Source organism: Mycolicibacterium holsaticum DSM 44478 = JCM 12374 (genome assembly GCF_019645835.1).
GTDB lineage: Bacteria > Actinomycetota > Actinomycetes > Mycobacteriales > Mycobacteriaceae > Mycobacterium > Mycobacterium holsaticum.
This window is the reverse complement of record NZ_CP080998.1, coordinates 2,352,737-2,367,983: the sequence shown is the minus strand read 5'-3', so window position 1 is coordinate 2,367,983 and position 15,247 is coordinate 2,352,737. Positions and strand designations below refer to the sequence as shown.

Annotated in this window: 14 protein-coding genes and 1 tRNA gene; 4 read left to right on the top strand and 11 right to left on the bottom strand. The window is 68.8% G+C overall.

The window, feature by feature from the left end:
* Nucleotides 1–16 precede the first annotated feature (16 nt).
* The 7 genes from mshC to K3U96_RS11355 form a co-directional block, all read right to left on the bottom strand.
* On the bottom strand, nucleotides 17–1,255 hold the full coding sequence (gene mshC, locus K3U96_RS11385; protein ID WP_220693078.1) for a cysteine--1-D-myo-inosityl 2-amino-2-deoxy-alpha-D-glucopyranoside ligase: 1,239 nt from the start codon (nucleotides 1,253–1,255) through the stop codon (nucleotides 17–19).
* 67 nt (nucleotides 1,256–1,322) lie between these two features.
* Nucleotides 1,323–2,102: a 3'(2'),5'-bisphosphate nucleotidase CysQ gene (locus K3U96_RS11380; RefSeq protein ID WP_271035587.1), complete on the bottom strand. Its 780-nt coding sequence runs from the start codon at nucleotides 2,100–2,102 to the stop codon at nucleotides 1,323–1,325.
* Nucleotides 2,103–2,130: 28 nt separating this feature from the next.
* Nucleotides 2,131–2,961, bottom strand: coding sequence for an Rv2133c family protein (locus K3U96_RS11375; RefSeq protein WP_069406408.1), 831 nt, complete (start codon nucleotides 2,959–2,961; stop codon nucleotides 2,131–2,133).
* Nucleotides 2,945–3,532 carry an Rv2134c family protein gene (locus K3U96_RS11370; RefSeq protein ID WP_069406409.1) on the bottom strand — a complete coding sequence of 196 codons (588 nt, stop codon included), beginning with the start codon at nucleotides 3,530–3,532 and terminating at the stop codon, nucleotides 2,945–2,947. Before K3U96_RS11370 ends, K3U96_RS11375 begins: the two co-directional genes overlap by 17 nt.
* 46 nt (nucleotides 3,533–3,578) lie before the next feature.
* Nucleotides 3,579–4,283, bottom strand: a complete 705-nt coding sequence (locus tag K3U96_RS11365) for a histidine phosphatase family protein (RefSeq protein WP_220693077.1) — start codon at nucleotides 4,281–4,283, stop codon at nucleotides 3,579–3,581.
* Nucleotides 4,280–5,110, bottom strand: a complete 831-nt coding sequence (locus K3U96_RS11360) for an undecaprenyl-diphosphate phosphatase (RefSeq protein WP_069406423.1) — start codon at nucleotides 5,108–5,110, stop codon at nucleotides 4,280–4,282. The genes K3U96_RS11365 and K3U96_RS11360 overlap by 4 nt, the downstream gene beginning before the upstream one ends.
* A 44-nt stretch (nucleotides 5,111–5,154) precedes the next feature.
* Nucleotides 5,155–5,466 carry a hypothetical protein gene (locus tag K3U96_RS11355; RefSeq protein ID WP_069406411.1) on the bottom strand — a complete coding sequence of 104 codons (312 nt, stop codon included), beginning with the start codon at nucleotides 5,464–5,466 and terminating at the stop codon, nucleotides 5,155–5,157.
* A 169-nt stretch (nucleotides 5,467–5,635) separates the two neighbouring features.
* Between K3U96_RS11355 and K3U96_RS11350 the strand changes: the two genes are divergently transcribed.
* Genes K3U96_RS11350 through K3U96_RS11340 form a run of 3 tightly spaced genes read left to right on the top strand, consistent with a single transcriptional unit; the run spans nucleotide 5,636 to nucleotide 7,960 of the window.
* On the top strand, nucleotides 5,636–6,631 hold the full coding sequence (locus tag K3U96_RS11350; protein WP_372514966.1) for a YncE family protein: 996 nt from the start codon (nucleotides 5,636–5,638) through the stop codon (nucleotides 6,629–6,631).
* Nucleotides 6,628–6,885 carry a DUF5703 family protein gene (locus tag K3U96_RS11345; protein ID WP_220693076.1) on the top strand — a complete coding sequence of 86 codons (258 nt, stop codon included), beginning with the start codon at nucleotides 6,628–6,630 and terminating at the stop codon, nucleotides 6,883–6,885. Before K3U96_RS11350 ends, K3U96_RS11345 begins: the two co-directional genes overlap by 4 nt.
* A 7-nt stretch (nucleotides 6,886–6,892) precedes the next feature.
* Complete coding sequence (locus K3U96_RS11340) at nucleotides 6,893–7,960, top strand: quinone-dependent dihydroorotate dehydrogenase (RefSeq protein ID WP_220693075.1); 1,068 nt, start codon at nucleotides 6,893–6,895, stop codon at nucleotides 7,958–7,960.
* A gap of 6 nt (nucleotides 7,961–7,966) precedes the next feature.
* Here K3U96_RS11340 and K3U96_RS11335 read toward each other — a convergent pair whose 3' ends face one another.
* Both K3U96_RS11335 and K3U96_RS11330 read right to left on the bottom strand, forming a co-directional pair.
* Nucleotides 7,967–8,503, bottom strand: a complete 537-nt coding sequence (locus tag K3U96_RS11335) for a YbhB/YbcL family Raf kinase inhibitor-like protein (protein ID WP_069406415.1) — start codon at nucleotides 8,501–8,503, stop codon at nucleotides 7,967–7,969.
* Nucleotides 8,504–8,528: 25 nt separating this feature from the next.
* Complete coding sequence (locus K3U96_RS11330) at nucleotides 8,529–9,863, bottom strand: M20/M25/M40 family metallo-hydrolase (RefSeq protein WP_069406416.1); 1,335 nt, start codon at nucleotides 9,861–9,863, stop codon at nucleotides 8,529–8,531.
* An 80-nt stretch (nucleotides 9,864–9,943) separates the two neighbouring features.
* Between K3U96_RS11330 and K3U96_RS11325 the strand changes: the two genes are divergently transcribed.
* Nucleotides 9,944–10,032 (top strand) — tRNA-Leu (locus tag K3U96_RS11325).
* A 2-nt stretch (nucleotides 10,033–10,034) separates the two neighbouring features.
* Here the strand turns inward: K3U96_RS11325 and K3U96_RS11320 are convergent.
* Entirely contained in the window at nucleotides 10,035–13,757 is a 3,723-nt protein-coding gene (locus K3U96_RS11320; protein ID WP_220693074.1) for a bifunctional nitrate reductase/sulfite reductase flavoprotein subunit alpha, read from the bottom strand.
* Between the two features lie 8 nt (nucleotides 13,758–13,765).
* Nucleotides 13,766–15,190, bottom strand: coding sequence for a nitrate/nitrite transporter (locus K3U96_RS11315; protein WP_220693073.1), 1,425 nt, complete (start codon nucleotides 15,188–15,190; stop codon nucleotides 13,766–13,768).
* Between the last annotated feature and the right edge of the window lie 57 nt (nucleotides 15,191–15,247).

Here is a 15,247-nt window from a genome sequence, read left to right as displayed (position 1 = left end):
GCGCAGCGCCGCCCGGTTACAGCTCAACACCCAGCAGCGCGTCCACCACGGCTGCCACGGTGCGCGGCGCCTGGGCGTCGTGGCCGCCGTACTCGAGCGCGTCGGTTGTCCAACCATCCAGTGCGGCAAGGGCTTTCGGCGTGTCGAGATCGTCTGCCAGGTAACGGCGCACCCGCGCGATCACGTCGGTGGCGTCGGGGCCGGCAGGTAGCGCGGCCGCGGTGCGCCAGCGGTGCAGCCGCTGGTTGGCCTCGGCGAGCACGGCGTCGCTCCAGTACCGGTCGGAGCGGTAGTGCCCGGCGAACAGGCCCAACCGGATCGCGGACGGGTCGACGCCGTCGGCGCGCAGCGCGGACACCAGCACCAGGTTGCCGCGGCTCTTGCTCATCTTGTGGCCGTCCCAGCCGATCATGCCCGCGTGCACGTAATGCCGGGCGAACCGCCGCTCGCCAGTGACGGATTCGGCGTGGGCCGCGGAGAACTCGTGGTGCGGAAAGATCAGGTCGCTGCCACCGCCCTGAATGTCCAGGCCGGTGCCGATGCGGCTCAACGCGATCGCCGAGCATTCGACATGCCAGCCCGGCCGTCCCGTTCCGAACGGCGAGGGCCAACTCGGTTCGCCCGGCCGGGCCGCACGCCACATCAGGGCGTCGAGCTCGTCGCTCTTACCGGGCCGGTCGGGGTCGCCGCCACGCTCGGCGAACAGCGCCAGCATGGTGTCACGGTCATAGCCCGACTCGTAGCCGAACTGCCGGGTGGCGTCGGCGCGGAAGTAGACGTCGGGGTACTGCGGATCGTCGACCACATACGCCGCACCGGAGGCCAGCATCTTCTCGACGAGCTCGATGACCTCGGCGATGGCGTCGGTGGCCGCCACGTAGTCGTGCGGGGGCAGCACCCGCAGCGCGGCCATGTCCTCGCGGAACAGTTGGGTCTCGCGTTCGGCGAGCTCGCGCCAGTCGATGCCGTCGCGCTGGGCGCGCTCGAACAGCGGATCGTCGACGTCGGTGACGTTCTGCACGTAGTGCACGCGGTGTCCGCCGTCCAGCCAGATCCGGTAGACGAGGTCGAACGCCAGGTAGGTGGCCGCGTGACCCAGGTGGGTGGCGTCGTACGGGGTGATCCCGCACACGTACATGGTGGCCGTTTCACCGGCGCCGACCGGGCGGATCTGCCGGTCGGCGCTGTCGTAGAGCCGCAGTTGCGGTGCCCGCCCCTCGATCTCCGGGACGACGGGTGCCGGCCACGATTTCATGATCTCGACTCTAGGCATCGGTGTGACCGACAACGCGGGGGGCTGTTTCATTCCCGGTCGGTCCCGCTCAGTTCCCGAATCGGCTGCGGTAGGCCGACAGGATGCCGTCGAGCAGCACGTCGCGCAGTTCGGGTCGACACATCAACAGGTCGGGCAGGTAGGGATCGCGCCGGTTGTAGATCAGCTCGGACCCGTCGAGCCGCGACGCGTGCAGCCCGGCCGCCTGCACCACCCCGGCCGGGGCCGCCGAATCCCACTCCCACTGGCCGCCGGCGTGCAGATAGGCGTCGACGTCACCGCGCACCACGGCCATCGCCTTGGCGCCCGCGGAGCCGATCGCCACCAGTTGGATGTCCATCTGTTCGCGCAACCACCACAGCACCGCGGGCGGCCGCGTGGCGCTGGCGGTGATGAGGACGGGGCCGTCGGCGCGCGGCGGCGGTGGGCTGACCGTGTCGGTGCGGTACACCTCGCCGCGGGCGGGCAGCGCGACGGCGGCGTCGGTGATGGCCCCGTTCGGGCCGCCGTCGCGGCGCCACAGCGCGATGTGCACCGCCCAGTCGGTTCGGCGCGGCATGGAGAACTCGCGGGTGCCGTCCACGGGATCGACGATCCAGACCCGGTCGGCGTGTACCCGGGCCAGGTCGTCGACGGCTTCCTCGGACAGCACCGCGTCCTCGGGCCGGGCCCGGCGCAGCCGGTCGAGGATCAGCACGTTGGCGCGTCTGTCACCGATGTCGCCGAGGTCGTAGGGGTCGTAGAAGCCGATCTCCTCACGGATGCCCACCAGCATCTCGCCGGCCTCGGCGGCCACCTCGGCCGCCAACGCCGCATCCGTCAGGCTCACCGGCCCAGTAGATCATGGGCCGCAGCGCTCAGAACGCGGGCCACGGGATGGGCCGGTGCCGGTCGGGGGTCGGCATCACCGGATTGGCCAGCAGCTCAACGGCTCTGGATTCCAACGCGACGATCTCCCGGCGGGTGATGTGTTCAGACAGCTGCTCCCCCAACCCGTTTCGCAGCTCATGGCGTAGCCGGGTGACGGCCTCGAGCATCTGGTCGTCGACGGGCTTACCGGCCCAACCCCAGAGCACGGTGCGCAGCTTGTCCTCGACGTGCAGGCTCACGCCGTGGTCCACGCCGTACACCTGCCCGTCGACCCCGCACAGGATGTGGCCGCCCTTGCGGTCGGCGTTGTTGATCAACACGTCGAACACGGCCATCCGCCACAACCGCACGTCGTCGGCGTGTACCAGGGTCACCTCGTCGCCGGCGTAGTCGTAGGCCCGCAACACCGGCAGGTACCCGGGCGGAATGCGACCGGCCGGCAGCAGATCGACGAGGTCGGGTCCGCTCACGGTTTCGTCGTCGGGGTCGTCACCGGGCTGGTCCACCCACAGCTGCAGCATCCCGCGACCCGCGGGACCGTCGCGAATGATGGTGTAGGGCACGATATTCCAGCCCAGCACCGCCGAAATCAGGTACGCGCCGCGCTCCCGGCCTGCCAGCGTGCCGTCCGGGAAATCCCACAGCGGCGCCTCCCCCTTGATCGGCTTGTACACACAATGCGCCTGGCGCTCACCGAGATGGGCCTCACACAGGAAGGTGGCGTTGCTGGCCGAACGGATGCGCCCGATGACGGTCAACTCGCCGCGCGCCAGCACCTCACCGGCGTCCTCTGCGTCGGGGTCAGGTTTCGACGTCATCGTCGGACTCTGCGAAGGCGCCGCGCCGGTAGCCGTTGGTGCGCACGCAGATGTGGCCTTCCGGATCCAGCGGCTCGTCGCACAGCGGACACGGCGGCCGGCCCGCCGAGATGACCCGGTTGGAGCGTGTCGCGAACTGGCGTGCAGACTCGGGGGTCAGGAACACCCGCACGGCGTCGGGGCCGTCCTCGGCGTCGTCGAGGACGACCGACGCGTCGAACTCGGTTTCGGAGACCGCGAGGAGTTCGACGACCACGGTCTGGGCCTCTGAATCCCAGCCCAGCCCCATGGTTCCGACCCGGAACTCGGCGTCCACCGGCGTGATCAGCGGGCTGAGGTCCTCGACCTCACCGGTGTCCGGCGGGATCGGCGTCCCGAAGCGGCGGTTGATTTCAAGTAGCAGCGCGGCGATCCGCTCGGCGAGCACCGCCACCTGCTGCTTCTCCAAGACCACCGACACCACCCGCTTGTCGTGGACGGCCTGTAGATAGAAGGTCCGGTTGCCCGGCTGTCCAACCGTCCCGGCCACGAACCGGTCGGGTGTGCGGAATACGTGAATTGCGCGGGCCATGGCATCTCCCAAAATACCGGCAACGATTCGCCAGCCGTAATCGCTACTACCCGGTGGATCCCCCGACGACGGCGTCGTCGGGCGGCACCTCGTCCTCGGACCCTTCCTCCTTGGAAGGTTTGGCAAGCAGCGCGGAGGTCAACTGAGCGCCAGTGTGGTTGACGTGGATCACGAAGGGCCGCACCGCGGTGTAACGGATCACGCTCATCGACGCCGGGTCGACGGTGATGCGCTGAAAACTGTCCAGATGGGTGCCGAGCGCGTCGGCCACGACGGCCTTGATCACGTCGCCGTGTGTGCAGGCCACCCACAGCGCGTCGCCGTCGTGTAGTTCGGCCAGCCTGCGGTCATGCTCGCGCACCGCGGCCACCGCGCGCGCCTGCACCGCGGCCAGCCCTTCGCCGCCGGGGAACACCGCGGCGCTGGGCTGCTGCTGCACGACGGCCCACAGCGGGTCCTTGACCAGTTCGCCGATCTTGCGGCCGGTCCAGGCGCCATAGTCGACCTCGCTGATCCGTTCGTCGACCACGGCCGGCAGACCGAGCGCGGCGGCCAGCGGTTCCACGGTCCGTTCGCAGCGCAACAACGGGGAGCGCACGATCGCGCGGATCGGCAGGTCGCCGACCCGGGCGACCAGCGCTTGGGCCTGTTCGCGGCCCCGGTCGTCGAGGTCGACGCCGTCGGATCGGCCCGCCAGGGTGTGGGCGGTGTTGGACGTGGAGCGCCCGTGTCGCAGCAGGATGACGGTCATGTGGCGGCCACCACGCCCGTGCCGAGCAGGATCAGCACCACGGTGCCGAGCGCGATCCGGTACCCGACGAACCAGTACATGCTGTGGCGGACCAGGAACCGCAGGAACCACGCCACCGCGGCGAAGCCGACGACGAACGCGATCAGCGTCGCGACCAGCAACTGGGCTCCGCTGGCGCTCATCCCCTCCCCGACGGGATGAAACGCGTCGGGCAACGAGAACAGGCCCGAGGCGAACACCGCCGGGATCGCCAGCAGGAAGCCGAAGCGGGCCGCGAGCTCACGGTTCTGCCCGAGGAACAACCCGGCGCTGATCGTCGCGCCCGAGCGGGACACGCCGGGCAGCAGCGCCAGGCACTGCGCCAGCCCCACGATGATGGCGTCCTTCCAGGTGAGCTGTTCGATCGTGCGTGTCTGTCGTCCGAAGTACTCGGCGGCGGCGATGACGACCGAGAACACGATCAACGCGATCGCGATCGCCCACAGATTCCTTGCGCCCGTTCGGATTTCATCCTTGAACAGCAGGCCGAACACGCCGATCGGGATGGTGCCGATGATGACGTACCACCCCAGCCAGTAGTCAGGGGTGCGCTGCCCGCCCGCGAACAGCCCGGCGAACCACGCCTTGATGATGCGGCCGATGTCCCTGGCGAAGTAGAGCAGCACGGCGAACTCGGTGCCCAGCTGGGTGACCGCGGTGAACGATGCCCCGGCGTCGTCGGTGAAGAACACCCGGGACGCGATCGCCAGGTGACCCGACGACGACACCGGCAGGAATTCGGTGAGGCCCTGCAATATCGCGAGTACGACCACCTGCAGCCACGACATCGCCGCCACGTCTGTCACGACGATGACCGTACCGTGGGGGCGGGTTAGCGGCCGTTGCGCGCCACCGGCTGCGCGGCGGCCACCACATCACGGACCGCCGCCGACAGGCTGCGCTTGTCGGTGAGGTCGATGTCGGTGAGCTTGTGGCTGCCCACGGCGACCACATCTTCTTCCTGGGGCACCAGCGCGGTCAGCCGCGGTCGGTACACCTCCACGACGAGCATCTGCCGTTCGATGCGGAAGGAAAAACTTCGACCGTCACCCACTCGGCCAAATCCGCTGGCGTGTACACCAGTCGAGATGTCCTCTATAGCAAACTCTTGATGGCCCAAATCCTGTTCTGCCGCGAGGGTCATGCCCGCACCATACCGTTGATGAATCCAAAGTGTGCGCACCCCCGCCGAACGGTCGGCACTTTATGGTCGGCGCTCTGCATAGACTGAACTTTCGATCGGGATCCAATTCGCACGAATCGAGAGCTACCCCTTGCCGCCACGCGTAAAACTGTCCGTGCAGGTCTTTCGCATTTGCGCCTTGGTGTTGGCTATTTTTTCGTTTTCGGGATGCTCGGCCAACCCGGTCGACGCGCCGCCGCCGACGATTCCTCCGGCACAGCCAGCGGACTCGCCGCCGGTCACCGCCGCGCCCGCCGGGGTGGTGCACCCGCTGCGCGGCCGTGCAGGTGCCGCAAATTTCGACCGGGCCACCGATTCGTTGGCGGTGCTCAGCCCGGGACCGGCCGACACATCGGTGGTGACGGTGGTTTCGCCGACGGGCGCCGCGCGCGAGGTGCCGCTGCCGGGTTCGGCGACGGCGATGGTCGGCGACGACGACGGCCGGGTGTATCTGGCCACCCGGGGTGGCTATTTCACGGTCGAGCTCGCGACGGGTGCGACCACCGAGGTCGGGGTGGACGGACAGCAGGACACCGACTTCACCGCGATCGCCCGCCGCAGCGACGGCAGGTTCGTGCTCGGCAGCGCCAAGGGCGCGGTGTACACCCTGGGCTCCGAGACCGCCGTCAGCGCCGAGCTCAAGATCTTCGCCCGGGTGGATGCGCTTGTCACCCAAGGCAACACGGCCGTCGTCCTGGACCGCGGACAGACCTCGGTGACCACCGTGTCCGACGACGGAACCCGGGCCGGGCAGGCGTTGCGCGCTGGTGACGGCGCGACGACGATCGTCGCCGACCCGGTCGGCCGTGTCCTGGTCGCCGACACCCGCGGCGGGGAGTTGCTGGTGTTCGGCGTCGACCCGCTGATCCTTCGCCAGCGCTATCCGGTGCACGACGCGCCCTACGGGTTGGCCGGCTCGTCGACGCTGGCCTGGGTGTCGCAGACCGCCAGCAACACGGTGGTTGGCTACGATCTGGCCACCGGCATTCCCGTCGAGAAGGTGCGATATCGAACCGTGCATCAACCGAACTCCCTGGCCTACGACGAACGGTCTGGCACCCTGTATGTGGTGTCGGGCTCGGGAGCGGGTGTGCAGGTGATCGCCAACGCGGGGATGGCCGGATGAGCGCCATGCACCGCGGCCGGATGCCCCCTGGTTGGGACCAGGATCTGTCCGACGATTACGAGTGGGTCCCGCTTCGGCTGCCCCCGGATCTGACCCGGATCAGCGCGTCGACCCGGCTGTCGATCGAGGCCGAGTACCGCGGTTGGGAGCTGACCAGGGTCCGGCTCTACAACGACGGCTCCCGGCGGGTGCTGCTGCGCAGGAAGAAGACGCCCGCCGACCGGTTGGGTGTCGCCGAGCAGCCCGCGCTGTGAGCCGCTGATGTACCGGGCGCTGCGAAGGGCGCTGTTTCTGGTCCCGCCCGAACGCATCCACACCTGGGTGTTCGCGCTGCTGCGGGCGGTCACCTCTGCACGCCCGACGCGACGCGCGCTGACGGCCTGGCTGGCGCCCCGGGATCCGGTGCTGGCCAGCACGGTGTTCGGGGTGCGTTTCCCCGGCCCGCTCGGCCTGGCCGCGGGGTTCGACAAGGACGGCAGCGGGCTGAACACCTGGGGTGCGCTCGGGTTCGGCTACGCCGAGGTCGGCACGGTGACGGCGCAGGCCCAGCCCGGCAACCCGGCGCCGCGGATGTTCCGGCTGCCCGAGGACCGCGCGCTGCTCAACCGGATGGGGTTCAACAACCACGGCGCCGGTGAGCTGGCGCTCAGGTTGGCCCGCCATGTTCCCGACGTGCCGGTCGCGGTGAACATCGGCAAGACCAAGGCCACACCGCCCGAACGCGCGGTCGAGGACTACGCCGAAAGCGCCAGGCTGCTCGGGCCGTTGGCGTCGTTTCTGGTGGTCAACGTCAGCTCACCGAACACCCCGGGGCTGCGGGACCTGCAGGCGGTGCAGTCGTTGCGGCCCATCCTCGCGGCGGTGCAGGCGCAGACGTCGACACCGGTGCTGGTCAAGATCGCACCGGATCTGTCCGATCAGGACGTCGACGAAATCGCGGACCTGGCAGTCGAATTGGGGTTGGCAGGCATCGTGGCCACCAACACCACGGTGTCACGCGACGGGTTGCGCACCCCCGGCGTCGACGAGCTGGGGCCCGGGGGCATCTCGGGCCCGCCGGTGGCTCGTCGTTCCGCCGAGATCCTGCGCAGGCTGTACCGCCGCGTGGGCGATCGGCTGGTGCTGATCAGCGTCGGCGGCATCGAGACCGCCGACGACGCGTGGGAGCGCATCACCTCGGGCGCCTCGCTGCTGCAGGGGTACACCGGGTTCGTCTACGGCGGCGGGCTGTGGGCCAAGCACATTCACGACGGGATCGCCGCCCGCCTGCACGACGGCGGGTTCGCGTCGCTGGCTGACGCCGTCGGCTCGGCCGCACGCAGCGCGTAGGTGGGGCTACTTCTGTTCGTAGGTGCCGTGGATGACCGCGCGCGCGATCGCGTTCATGAACAGGTTGAAGCCCAGGTATGCCGGGCTGGCGTCGCCGTCGATCTCGAGCTTTTCGACCTTCACCGCGTGCACGGCGATGAAGTAGCGGTGCACCCCGTGCCCGGCGGGCGGGGCCGCGCCGATGTAGCGCTTCAGGCCAGCGTCGTTGGCCAGGGTCAGCGCGTCACCGGGGAAACCGCTGGCGCTGCCGTCGCCGACGCCTGCGGGCAGGTCGGTGACGGTGGCGGGCAGGTTGGCCACCGCCCAGTGCCAGAACCCCGAGGCCGTCGGCGCGTCGGGATCGTAGACGGTGACGGCGAAGCTGCGGGTCTCCTCGGGGAAGCCCGACCAGCTCAGCTGCGGTGAGATGTCCGATCCGCCTGCCCCCATGATTCCGCTGACCTGATCGTTGGCCAGCGGCTGACCGTCGGTGACCGACTCGGAGGTCAGCGTGAACGACGGCAGCTTGGGCAGGAAATCGTAGGGGTTGTAGTCAAACGCCACGGTGTAACCCTTTCGTTGGTTGGAATCAGCAGTGCAGCAGGAAATGTTCGAGCACCTGGGTGCCGAACTTCAACGCATCGACGGGTACCCGCTCGTCGACGCCGTGGAACAGTGATGCGAAGTCCAGGTCCGGCGGCAATTTCAGCGGCGCGAAGCCGAAACACCGAATCCCCAACTGCGCGAAGTGTTTTGCATCGGTGCCGCCCGACAGCATGTAGGGCACGGGGCGCGCGTCGGGGTCGACGGACAGCAGCGCGGCGTTCATCGCCTCGAGCAGTTCGCCGTCGAACGTGGTCTCATACGACGGCAGGTTGGTGATCCATTCCCTGGTGACGTCGGGGCCGATGAGCTCGTCGACCTCGCGTTCGAAGGCGGCCTGCCGTCCGGGCAGCACCCGGCAGTCGACCACGGCTTCGGCGGTGCCCGGGATGACGTTGGCCTTGTAGCCGGCCTTGAGCATGGTGGGGTTGGCCGTGTCGCGCAACGTCGCGCCGACGATCTTGGCGATCGGGCCGAGCTTGGCGATCGCGCCCTCGATGTCGGGTGAGTTCGTGTCGAAGGTGTAGCCGGTTTCTTCGGCGACGGCGGCCAGGAACTGCTCGACCGAGTCGCTCAGCACGATCGGGAACCGGTGGCGGCCCAGTTTGGCGACCGCCTCGGCGACGGCGGTGACGGCGTTGTCGTCGTTGGTCATCGAGCCGTGGCCCGCGCGCCCGCGCGCGGTCAGCCGCATCCACATCATCGCCTTCTCGGCGGTCTCGATGAGGTACAGCGTGCGCTCGCCGCCGTCGCGGCGCGGAATGGTCAGCGAGAAGCCGCCGACCTCGCCGATGGCCTCGGTCACCCCGGCGAAGAGGTCGGGGCGGTGATCGACCAGCCATTTGCAGCCGTAGGTGCCGCCGGCCTCCTCGTCGGAGACGAACGCGAAGACGATGTCGCGCGGCGGCACGATGCCCGCGCGCTTGAAGTGGCGGGCGACGGCGATCATCATCCCGCACATGTCCTTCATGTCGACCGCGCCGCGGCCCCACACGTAGCCGTTCTCGACCGCGCCGGAGAACGGGTGCACGCGCCAGTCCGACGGTTCGGCGGGCACGACGTCGAGGTGGCCGTGCAGCATCAGGGCGCCGCGCGTACGGTCGGCGCCCTCGAGCCGGGCGAACACGTTGCCCCGCCCCGGAGCCCCCGCCTCGAGGTATTCGGTCTGGTAGCCGACCTCTTCGAGCTGGGCGGCCACCCAGCGGGCGCATTCGGCCTCACCCTTGGTGGTTTCCGGCTCGCCGGTGTTGGTGGTGTCGAACCGGATGAGGGTGCTGACGATGTCAACCACTTCGGCTTCGGCTTGCGACGGAGGGGACACGCCACCATTCGTACCATTGAGGGGGCGGTTGGGTTTGGGTCCGGCCTCGGTGATCCGATAGCCTTAGCTGCCCAGCACGGGTCCGAGTGGCGGAATGGCAGACGCGCTAGCTTGAGGTGCTAGTGCCCTATTAACGGGCGTGGGGGTTCAAGTCCCCCCTCGGACACCACATCAGTACACGTCACGCACGTAGCGTTTGGCGGCCACCAGCTCGCGTTTGTAGTCGTGGGCCTGCTCGTGGGACATGCCGCCGTGGCGCTCGATGATGGTCGTCAACGCGGCGTCGACGTCTTTGGCCATCCGGGCGGCATCCCCGCAGACATAGAGGTGCGCGCCGTCGGCCATCCACCGCCACACGTCGGCGCCGGAGGCCAGCATCTTGTGCTGGACGTACACCGGTTTGGCCTGGTCGCGGGAGAACGCCAGGTCGAGGCGGTTGAGCAGCCCGTCGCGGGCCATGTCCTCGAAATCGTCGCGGTAGTAGAAGTTCTCGCGGCGGTGTTGCTCGCCGAAGAACAGCCAGTTGGCGCCGGTGTGCCCGCGGGCGCGGCGCTCCTGCAGAAACCCGCGAAACGGCGCCACCCCGGTGCCCGGCCCGATCATGATCATCGGCGTCGCGCCGTCCGGCGGCGGCCGGAAGTGCGGCGAACGCTGCAGGAACACCGGCGCCGACGCGGCCCGGTCGGCCAGATACGTCGAGCACACCCCGCCGCGCGGGCCGCCGTCGGCGCCGCGGTAGCGCACCACCGACACCGTCAACTGCACCTCGTGCGGGCTGACCAGCGGGCTCGACGAGATCGAGTAGCTGCGCGGCGTGAGCCGCACCAGCACTTGCTGCCAGTCCACCGCATCGGCGTGCACGACGAACTGCTGCACCAGATCCAGGCCGTTGCGGCCCACCAACCACTTGTCGAGCTTGTTCCCCGAGGCGCGCAGCGGTTTGGCGTCGCGGCTGTGGTCGGCGATGAACCCGAGCAGGTCCGGGGTGATCCGGCAGATGTCGTAGTGGGTGGTCAGCGCGTCGCGCAGGACCATCTCGGTGCCGTCCACCTCGACGGTCTGCCCGCCCCGCAACCCGGTGGCGGTCAGCCAGGCCTCGACCACGGCGGGGTCGTTCTCGGCGAACACCCCCAGCGAGTCACCGGTGGCGTAGCTGACGTCATGCGCCGAGATGTCGAAGCCGAACTGGCGCACCTCTTTTCGTGACGTCGGCGCGGTCAGCAGGGTGTTGCGCACCAGCGGGACGACGATCGGGTCGACGCGGGTGAACGGCTCGGTGACCGTCGCCGCTGACGCGGGTGACCGTCCGAGCAGCGCGCTGATCTGGTCGGTCCACCGGCGCATCGGCTCGGCGTCGTGGGCTTCGCATTCGGCGCGGTCGAGCACCCGCGTCGCCCCGAGCGCGGCGAACCGGGCGTCGATGGACTTGGCGTGGCCGCAGAAGTTGGCATACGAGCGGTCACCGATCCCGAGCACCGCGTAGCGGATGCCGTCGAGCGCCGGGGCATCCGGTGAAGCCAGGCGTCCCCAGAAGCCGACGCCATTGTCGGGTGGCTCGCCGTCGCCGAACGTGCTGGTGACGACGAACACGTCGCGGGCGTCGGCCAGGTCCGTCAGCTTCGCATCGTCCATGTTGAGCAGGTGCGCGTCACCGAGCCGGTCTGCCAGGCCGGCGGCGACGGCCTCGGCGGTACCGGTCTGCGACGCCCACAGCACCAGCGGCCCGTCGCCGGGATGCGGGGCCGCGACGGACGGGCGGGCCGCAGGCGCCGGGCCCGCCGGGCGCAGGGTGACCGCGCACGCCTTGAACTCCGGTTGCAGCGAGTCGGGGTCGACGGCGTCGCTCGTCACGGCGTTGATGGTGAGCAGTTCTCCGTGTGCGTCGTTCCAGTGAAACGGTGCGAAGCAGTCACCCGGCCGCACCCGCTCGGTGAGCACCGCGGGAAGCACGGCGCGACCGCGTCGTGAGATCAGCTCCACGGGTTGGCCTTCGGCGATGTTCAACCCGGCCGCGTCGGCCGGATGGATCTCGACGAACGGGCCGTTGTCGAGCTTGTTGAGCGCGGCGACCCGGCCGGTCTTGGTCATGGTGTGCCACTGGTGCTGCAGTCGACCGGTGTTGAGAACGAACGGGTAGTTGTCGTCGGCACGTTCGGCCGGGTCCAGGTGCGGTCGGGTGTGAAATCGCGCGCGCCCGGACGGGGTGGGGAACCGTAGCGTGCCGCGGTCGACGTAGCGGATCGGGTTTCGGGCGTCACCGTCGGGCGGGCACGGCCACTGCACCGGGGTCTGCCGCAGCCGCGCATAGTTGACGCCACGCAGGTCGTATCCGGTGGCCGGGTTGGCGAACCGGCGTATCTCGTCGAAGATCTGCTCGCTGGAGTCGTACCGGAAGTGTTCGCGAAAACCGAGATGCGCTGCGACCTGACAGATCAGCTGCCAGTCGGGGCGGGCCTGTCCGGGCGGGGAGATCGACCGTTGGAGCAGGGTCAGGGTGCGTTCGGAGTTGACCATCACACCGTCGGATTCAGCCCACAGCGCGGCGGGCAGCACGATGTCGGCGTAGCGGTTGGTCGCGGTGCTGCGGTAGATGTCCTGGGTGATGACGAGCTCGGCGCGCTGCAACGCGTCGATCACGGTGTGCCGGTTTGCCACGGAGGCAACGGGGTTGGTGCAGATGATCCAGCAGGCCTTGATGTCGCCGTCGGCGGCGCGGCCGAACATGTCGACGGTGCCGGGCCCGACGTCGGACCTGATGGTGCCGGGCGCCAGCCCCCACTGCTGTTCGACGAACGCGCGGTCGGCCGCCGACGTCACCGCCCGCTGTCCGGGCAAACCCGGCCCCATATAACCCATTTCGCGTCCGCCCATGGCGTTGGGCTGACCGGTCAGCGACATCGGGCCGCTTCCCGGCCGGCAGATCGCGCCGGTCGCCAGGTGCAGGTTGCAGATGGCGTTGGTGTTCGCGGTGCCGTGTGTGCTCTGGTTGAGGCCCATGGTCCAACAGCTCATCCACTCCCCGGCATCGGCGATCATGCGGGCGGCGGTGCGGATGTCGGATTCGGCGAGCCCGGTGATCTCGGCGACGGTGGCGGGCGGATAGCCGGCCACGAAGGACGGCATGGTTTCCCAGCCCTCGGTGTGCTCGGCGATGAACTGTTGGTCGATGTCGCCGTTTTCGACAAGGAGGTGCAGCAGGCCGTTGAGCAGCGCCAGGTCGGTTCCCGGTGTGATCTGCAGGTACAGGTCGGCGCGTTCGGCGGTGGTGGTGCGGCGCGGGTCGACGACGATCAGCTTGGCGCCGGTCTTCAGCCGGTCGGCCATGCGCAGGTACAGGATCGGGTGGCAGTCGGCCATATTCGACCCGATGACGAAAAACAGGTCGGTGCAGTCGAAGTCGGTGTAGGACCCCGGTGGTCCGTCGGCGCCCAGCGACTGTTTGAACCCGGTGCCTGCGCTGGCCATGCAGAGCCGGGAGTTCGACTCGATGTGCACGGTGCGCAAAAAGCCTTTCGCCAGCTTGGTCGCCAGATACTGTGCCTCAATCGACATCTGGCCCGATACGTAGAGCGCGACGGCGTCGGGTCCGTGCTCGTCGACGATGGCGCGCAACCGGCGCCCGGCCTCGGCGACCGCGTCGTCGACGCTGGCTGCGACGAGCGCCTCACCGCGTCGCATCAGTGCGCAGGTCAACCGGTCGTCGTCGGCGCGCATCATCTCCGCGTGCGTGGCGCCTTTGGTACACAGCCGGCCGGTGTTGGTGGGATGCAGTCTGTCGCCGGCGATGCGCGCGATGACGGGTCGGCCGCTCTCACCGTCGGTTCGCGTGTGCACCTCGATGCCGCAGCCCACACCGCAGTACGAGCACGCGGTCCGCGTCACCTTCTCTGTCATGGGCGCTGTCAAGTCGCGGCCACCGGTGCCGGCGCCTGGCCGATGTGCTCGCCGGCGTCGGCCCGCGCGGTGGAGATCCGCAGGAACACGAACCAGGTGACGACCGCGCAGACGACGTAGAAGGCGAGGAACACCCAGAAGGCGTTGGTCGCCGACTTCGCGTCGCTGACGTAGGAGGCGCGCAGTACGACGTTGATGAACACGCCGCCGAGCGCGCCGACCGCGCCTGCGAACCCGATCAGCGCGCCGGACATGCTGCGCGACCACGCCGCTTTCTCACTGCGGGTCCACCCGCTGCGGCCCTGCGCCTTGGCCTCGAAGATCGACGGGATCATCTTGTAGGTCGAGCCGTTGCCGATGCCCGACAGGATGAACAGCAGAATGAAACCGGCGACGTAGGCGGTCATCTGGGCACCCGTGGCGGCGCCGGCGGTGCCGTCGTCGAGCACGCCTGCAGCGACCAGGATTCCGGCGGCGAAGATCATCGCCACGAACGTGTACAGCGTCACCCTGCCGCCGCCGATCCGGTCGGAGAGCTTGCCGCCGAACGGCCGGGCGACCGACCCCAACAGCGGCCCGATGAACGCGATCTGGGCCGCGTGCAGCGAGGCTTGAGCCGGGCTGTCGCCGCCGGCGAGGAAGTTGATCTGCAACACCTGGCCGAAGGCGAACGAGAACCCGATGAAGGACCCGAAGGTGCCGATGTAGAGGAAGCTCATCACCCAGGAGTGCTTGAACCGCAACGCCTCTGCCATCGCGCTCAGGTTCGACCGCTGGTTACCGAGGTTGTCCATGAACAGCGCGGCGCCAACCGCGGCCAGCGCGATGAGGACAAGGTAGATGGCACAGACGATTTCGGGTGCGGTGTTGCTGACCGTCGCGATCACCAGCAGACCGACGAGTTGGATCACTGGGACGCCGATATTGCCGCCGCCGGCGTTGAGGCCCAGCGCCCAGCCCTTGAGCCGCTGCGGGTAGAAGGCGTTGATGTTGGTCATCGATGATGCGAAGTTGCCACCGCCCAGACCGGCGAACGCCGCGATGACCATGAAGGTGGTGTAGGACGCCTCGGGGCGCCCCATCACCCACAGCGTCAGCAGGGTCGGGATGAGTAGTAGCAGGGCGCTGACCATCGTCCAGTTGCGGCCGCCGAACTTGGCGGGTGCAACCGTGTACGGGATCCGCATCACGGCGCCGATCAGGGTGGGTATCGCGACGAGATAGAACTTGCCTGCCGCGTCGATCCGGTAGACGTCCTGCGGCATGAACAGCACCATCACCGACCAGATCGACCACACCGAGAACCCGACGTGTTCGGCGAAGATCGACCAGATCAGGTTGCGTTTGGCGATGTGTTTTCCGGTGGCCTCCCAGGCCTCGACATCCTCAGCGTCCCAGTGCTCGATGGTGCGCGCGCGGCTCAACGTCTTCACGGAAACAAGGCTGACGCGGCCCGATTCCGCGACCGTTGCACCACCGTGTCACCAACG

Excerpts from the sequence above, each read along its gene's own strand:
- mshC (WP_220693078.1), bottom strand. The coding sequence starts at position 1,255 with ATGAAATCGTGGCCGGCACCCGTCGTCCCGGAGATCGAGGGGCGGGCA.
- K3U96_RS11365 (WP_220693077.1), bottom strand. The coding sequence starts at position 4,283 with ATGACCGTCATCCTGCTGCGACACGGGCGCTCCACGTCCAACACCGCC.
- K3U96_RS11355 (WP_069406411.1), bottom strand. The coding sequence starts at position 5,466 with ATGACCCTCGCGGCAGAACAGGATTTGGGCCATCAAGAGTTTGCTATA.
- K3U96_RS11340 (WP_220693075.1), top strand. The coding sequence starts at position 6,893 with ATGTACCGGGCGCTGCGAAGGGCGCTGTTTCTGGTCCCGCCCGAACGC.
- K3U96_RS11345 (WP_220693076.1), top strand. The coding sequence starts at position 6,628 with ATGAGCGCCATGCACCGCGGCCGGATGCCCCCTGGTTGGGACCAGGAT.
- K3U96_RS11320 (WP_220693074.1), bottom strand. The coding sequence starts at position 13,757 with ATGACAGAGAAGGTGACGCGGACCGCGTGCTCGTACTGCGGTGTGGGC.
- K3U96_RS11375 (WP_069406408.1), bottom strand. The coding sequence starts at position 2,961 with ATGACGTCGAAACCTGACCCCGACGCAGAGGACGCCGGTGAGGTGCTG.
- K3U96_RS11370 (WP_069406409.1), bottom strand. The coding sequence starts at position 3,532 with ATGGCCCGCGCAATTCACGTATTCCGCACACCCGACCGGTTCGTGGCC.
- K3U96_RS11360 (WP_069406423.1), bottom strand. The coding sequence starts at position 5,110 with ATGTCGTGGCTGCAGGTGGTCGTACTCGCGATATTGCAGGGCCTCACC.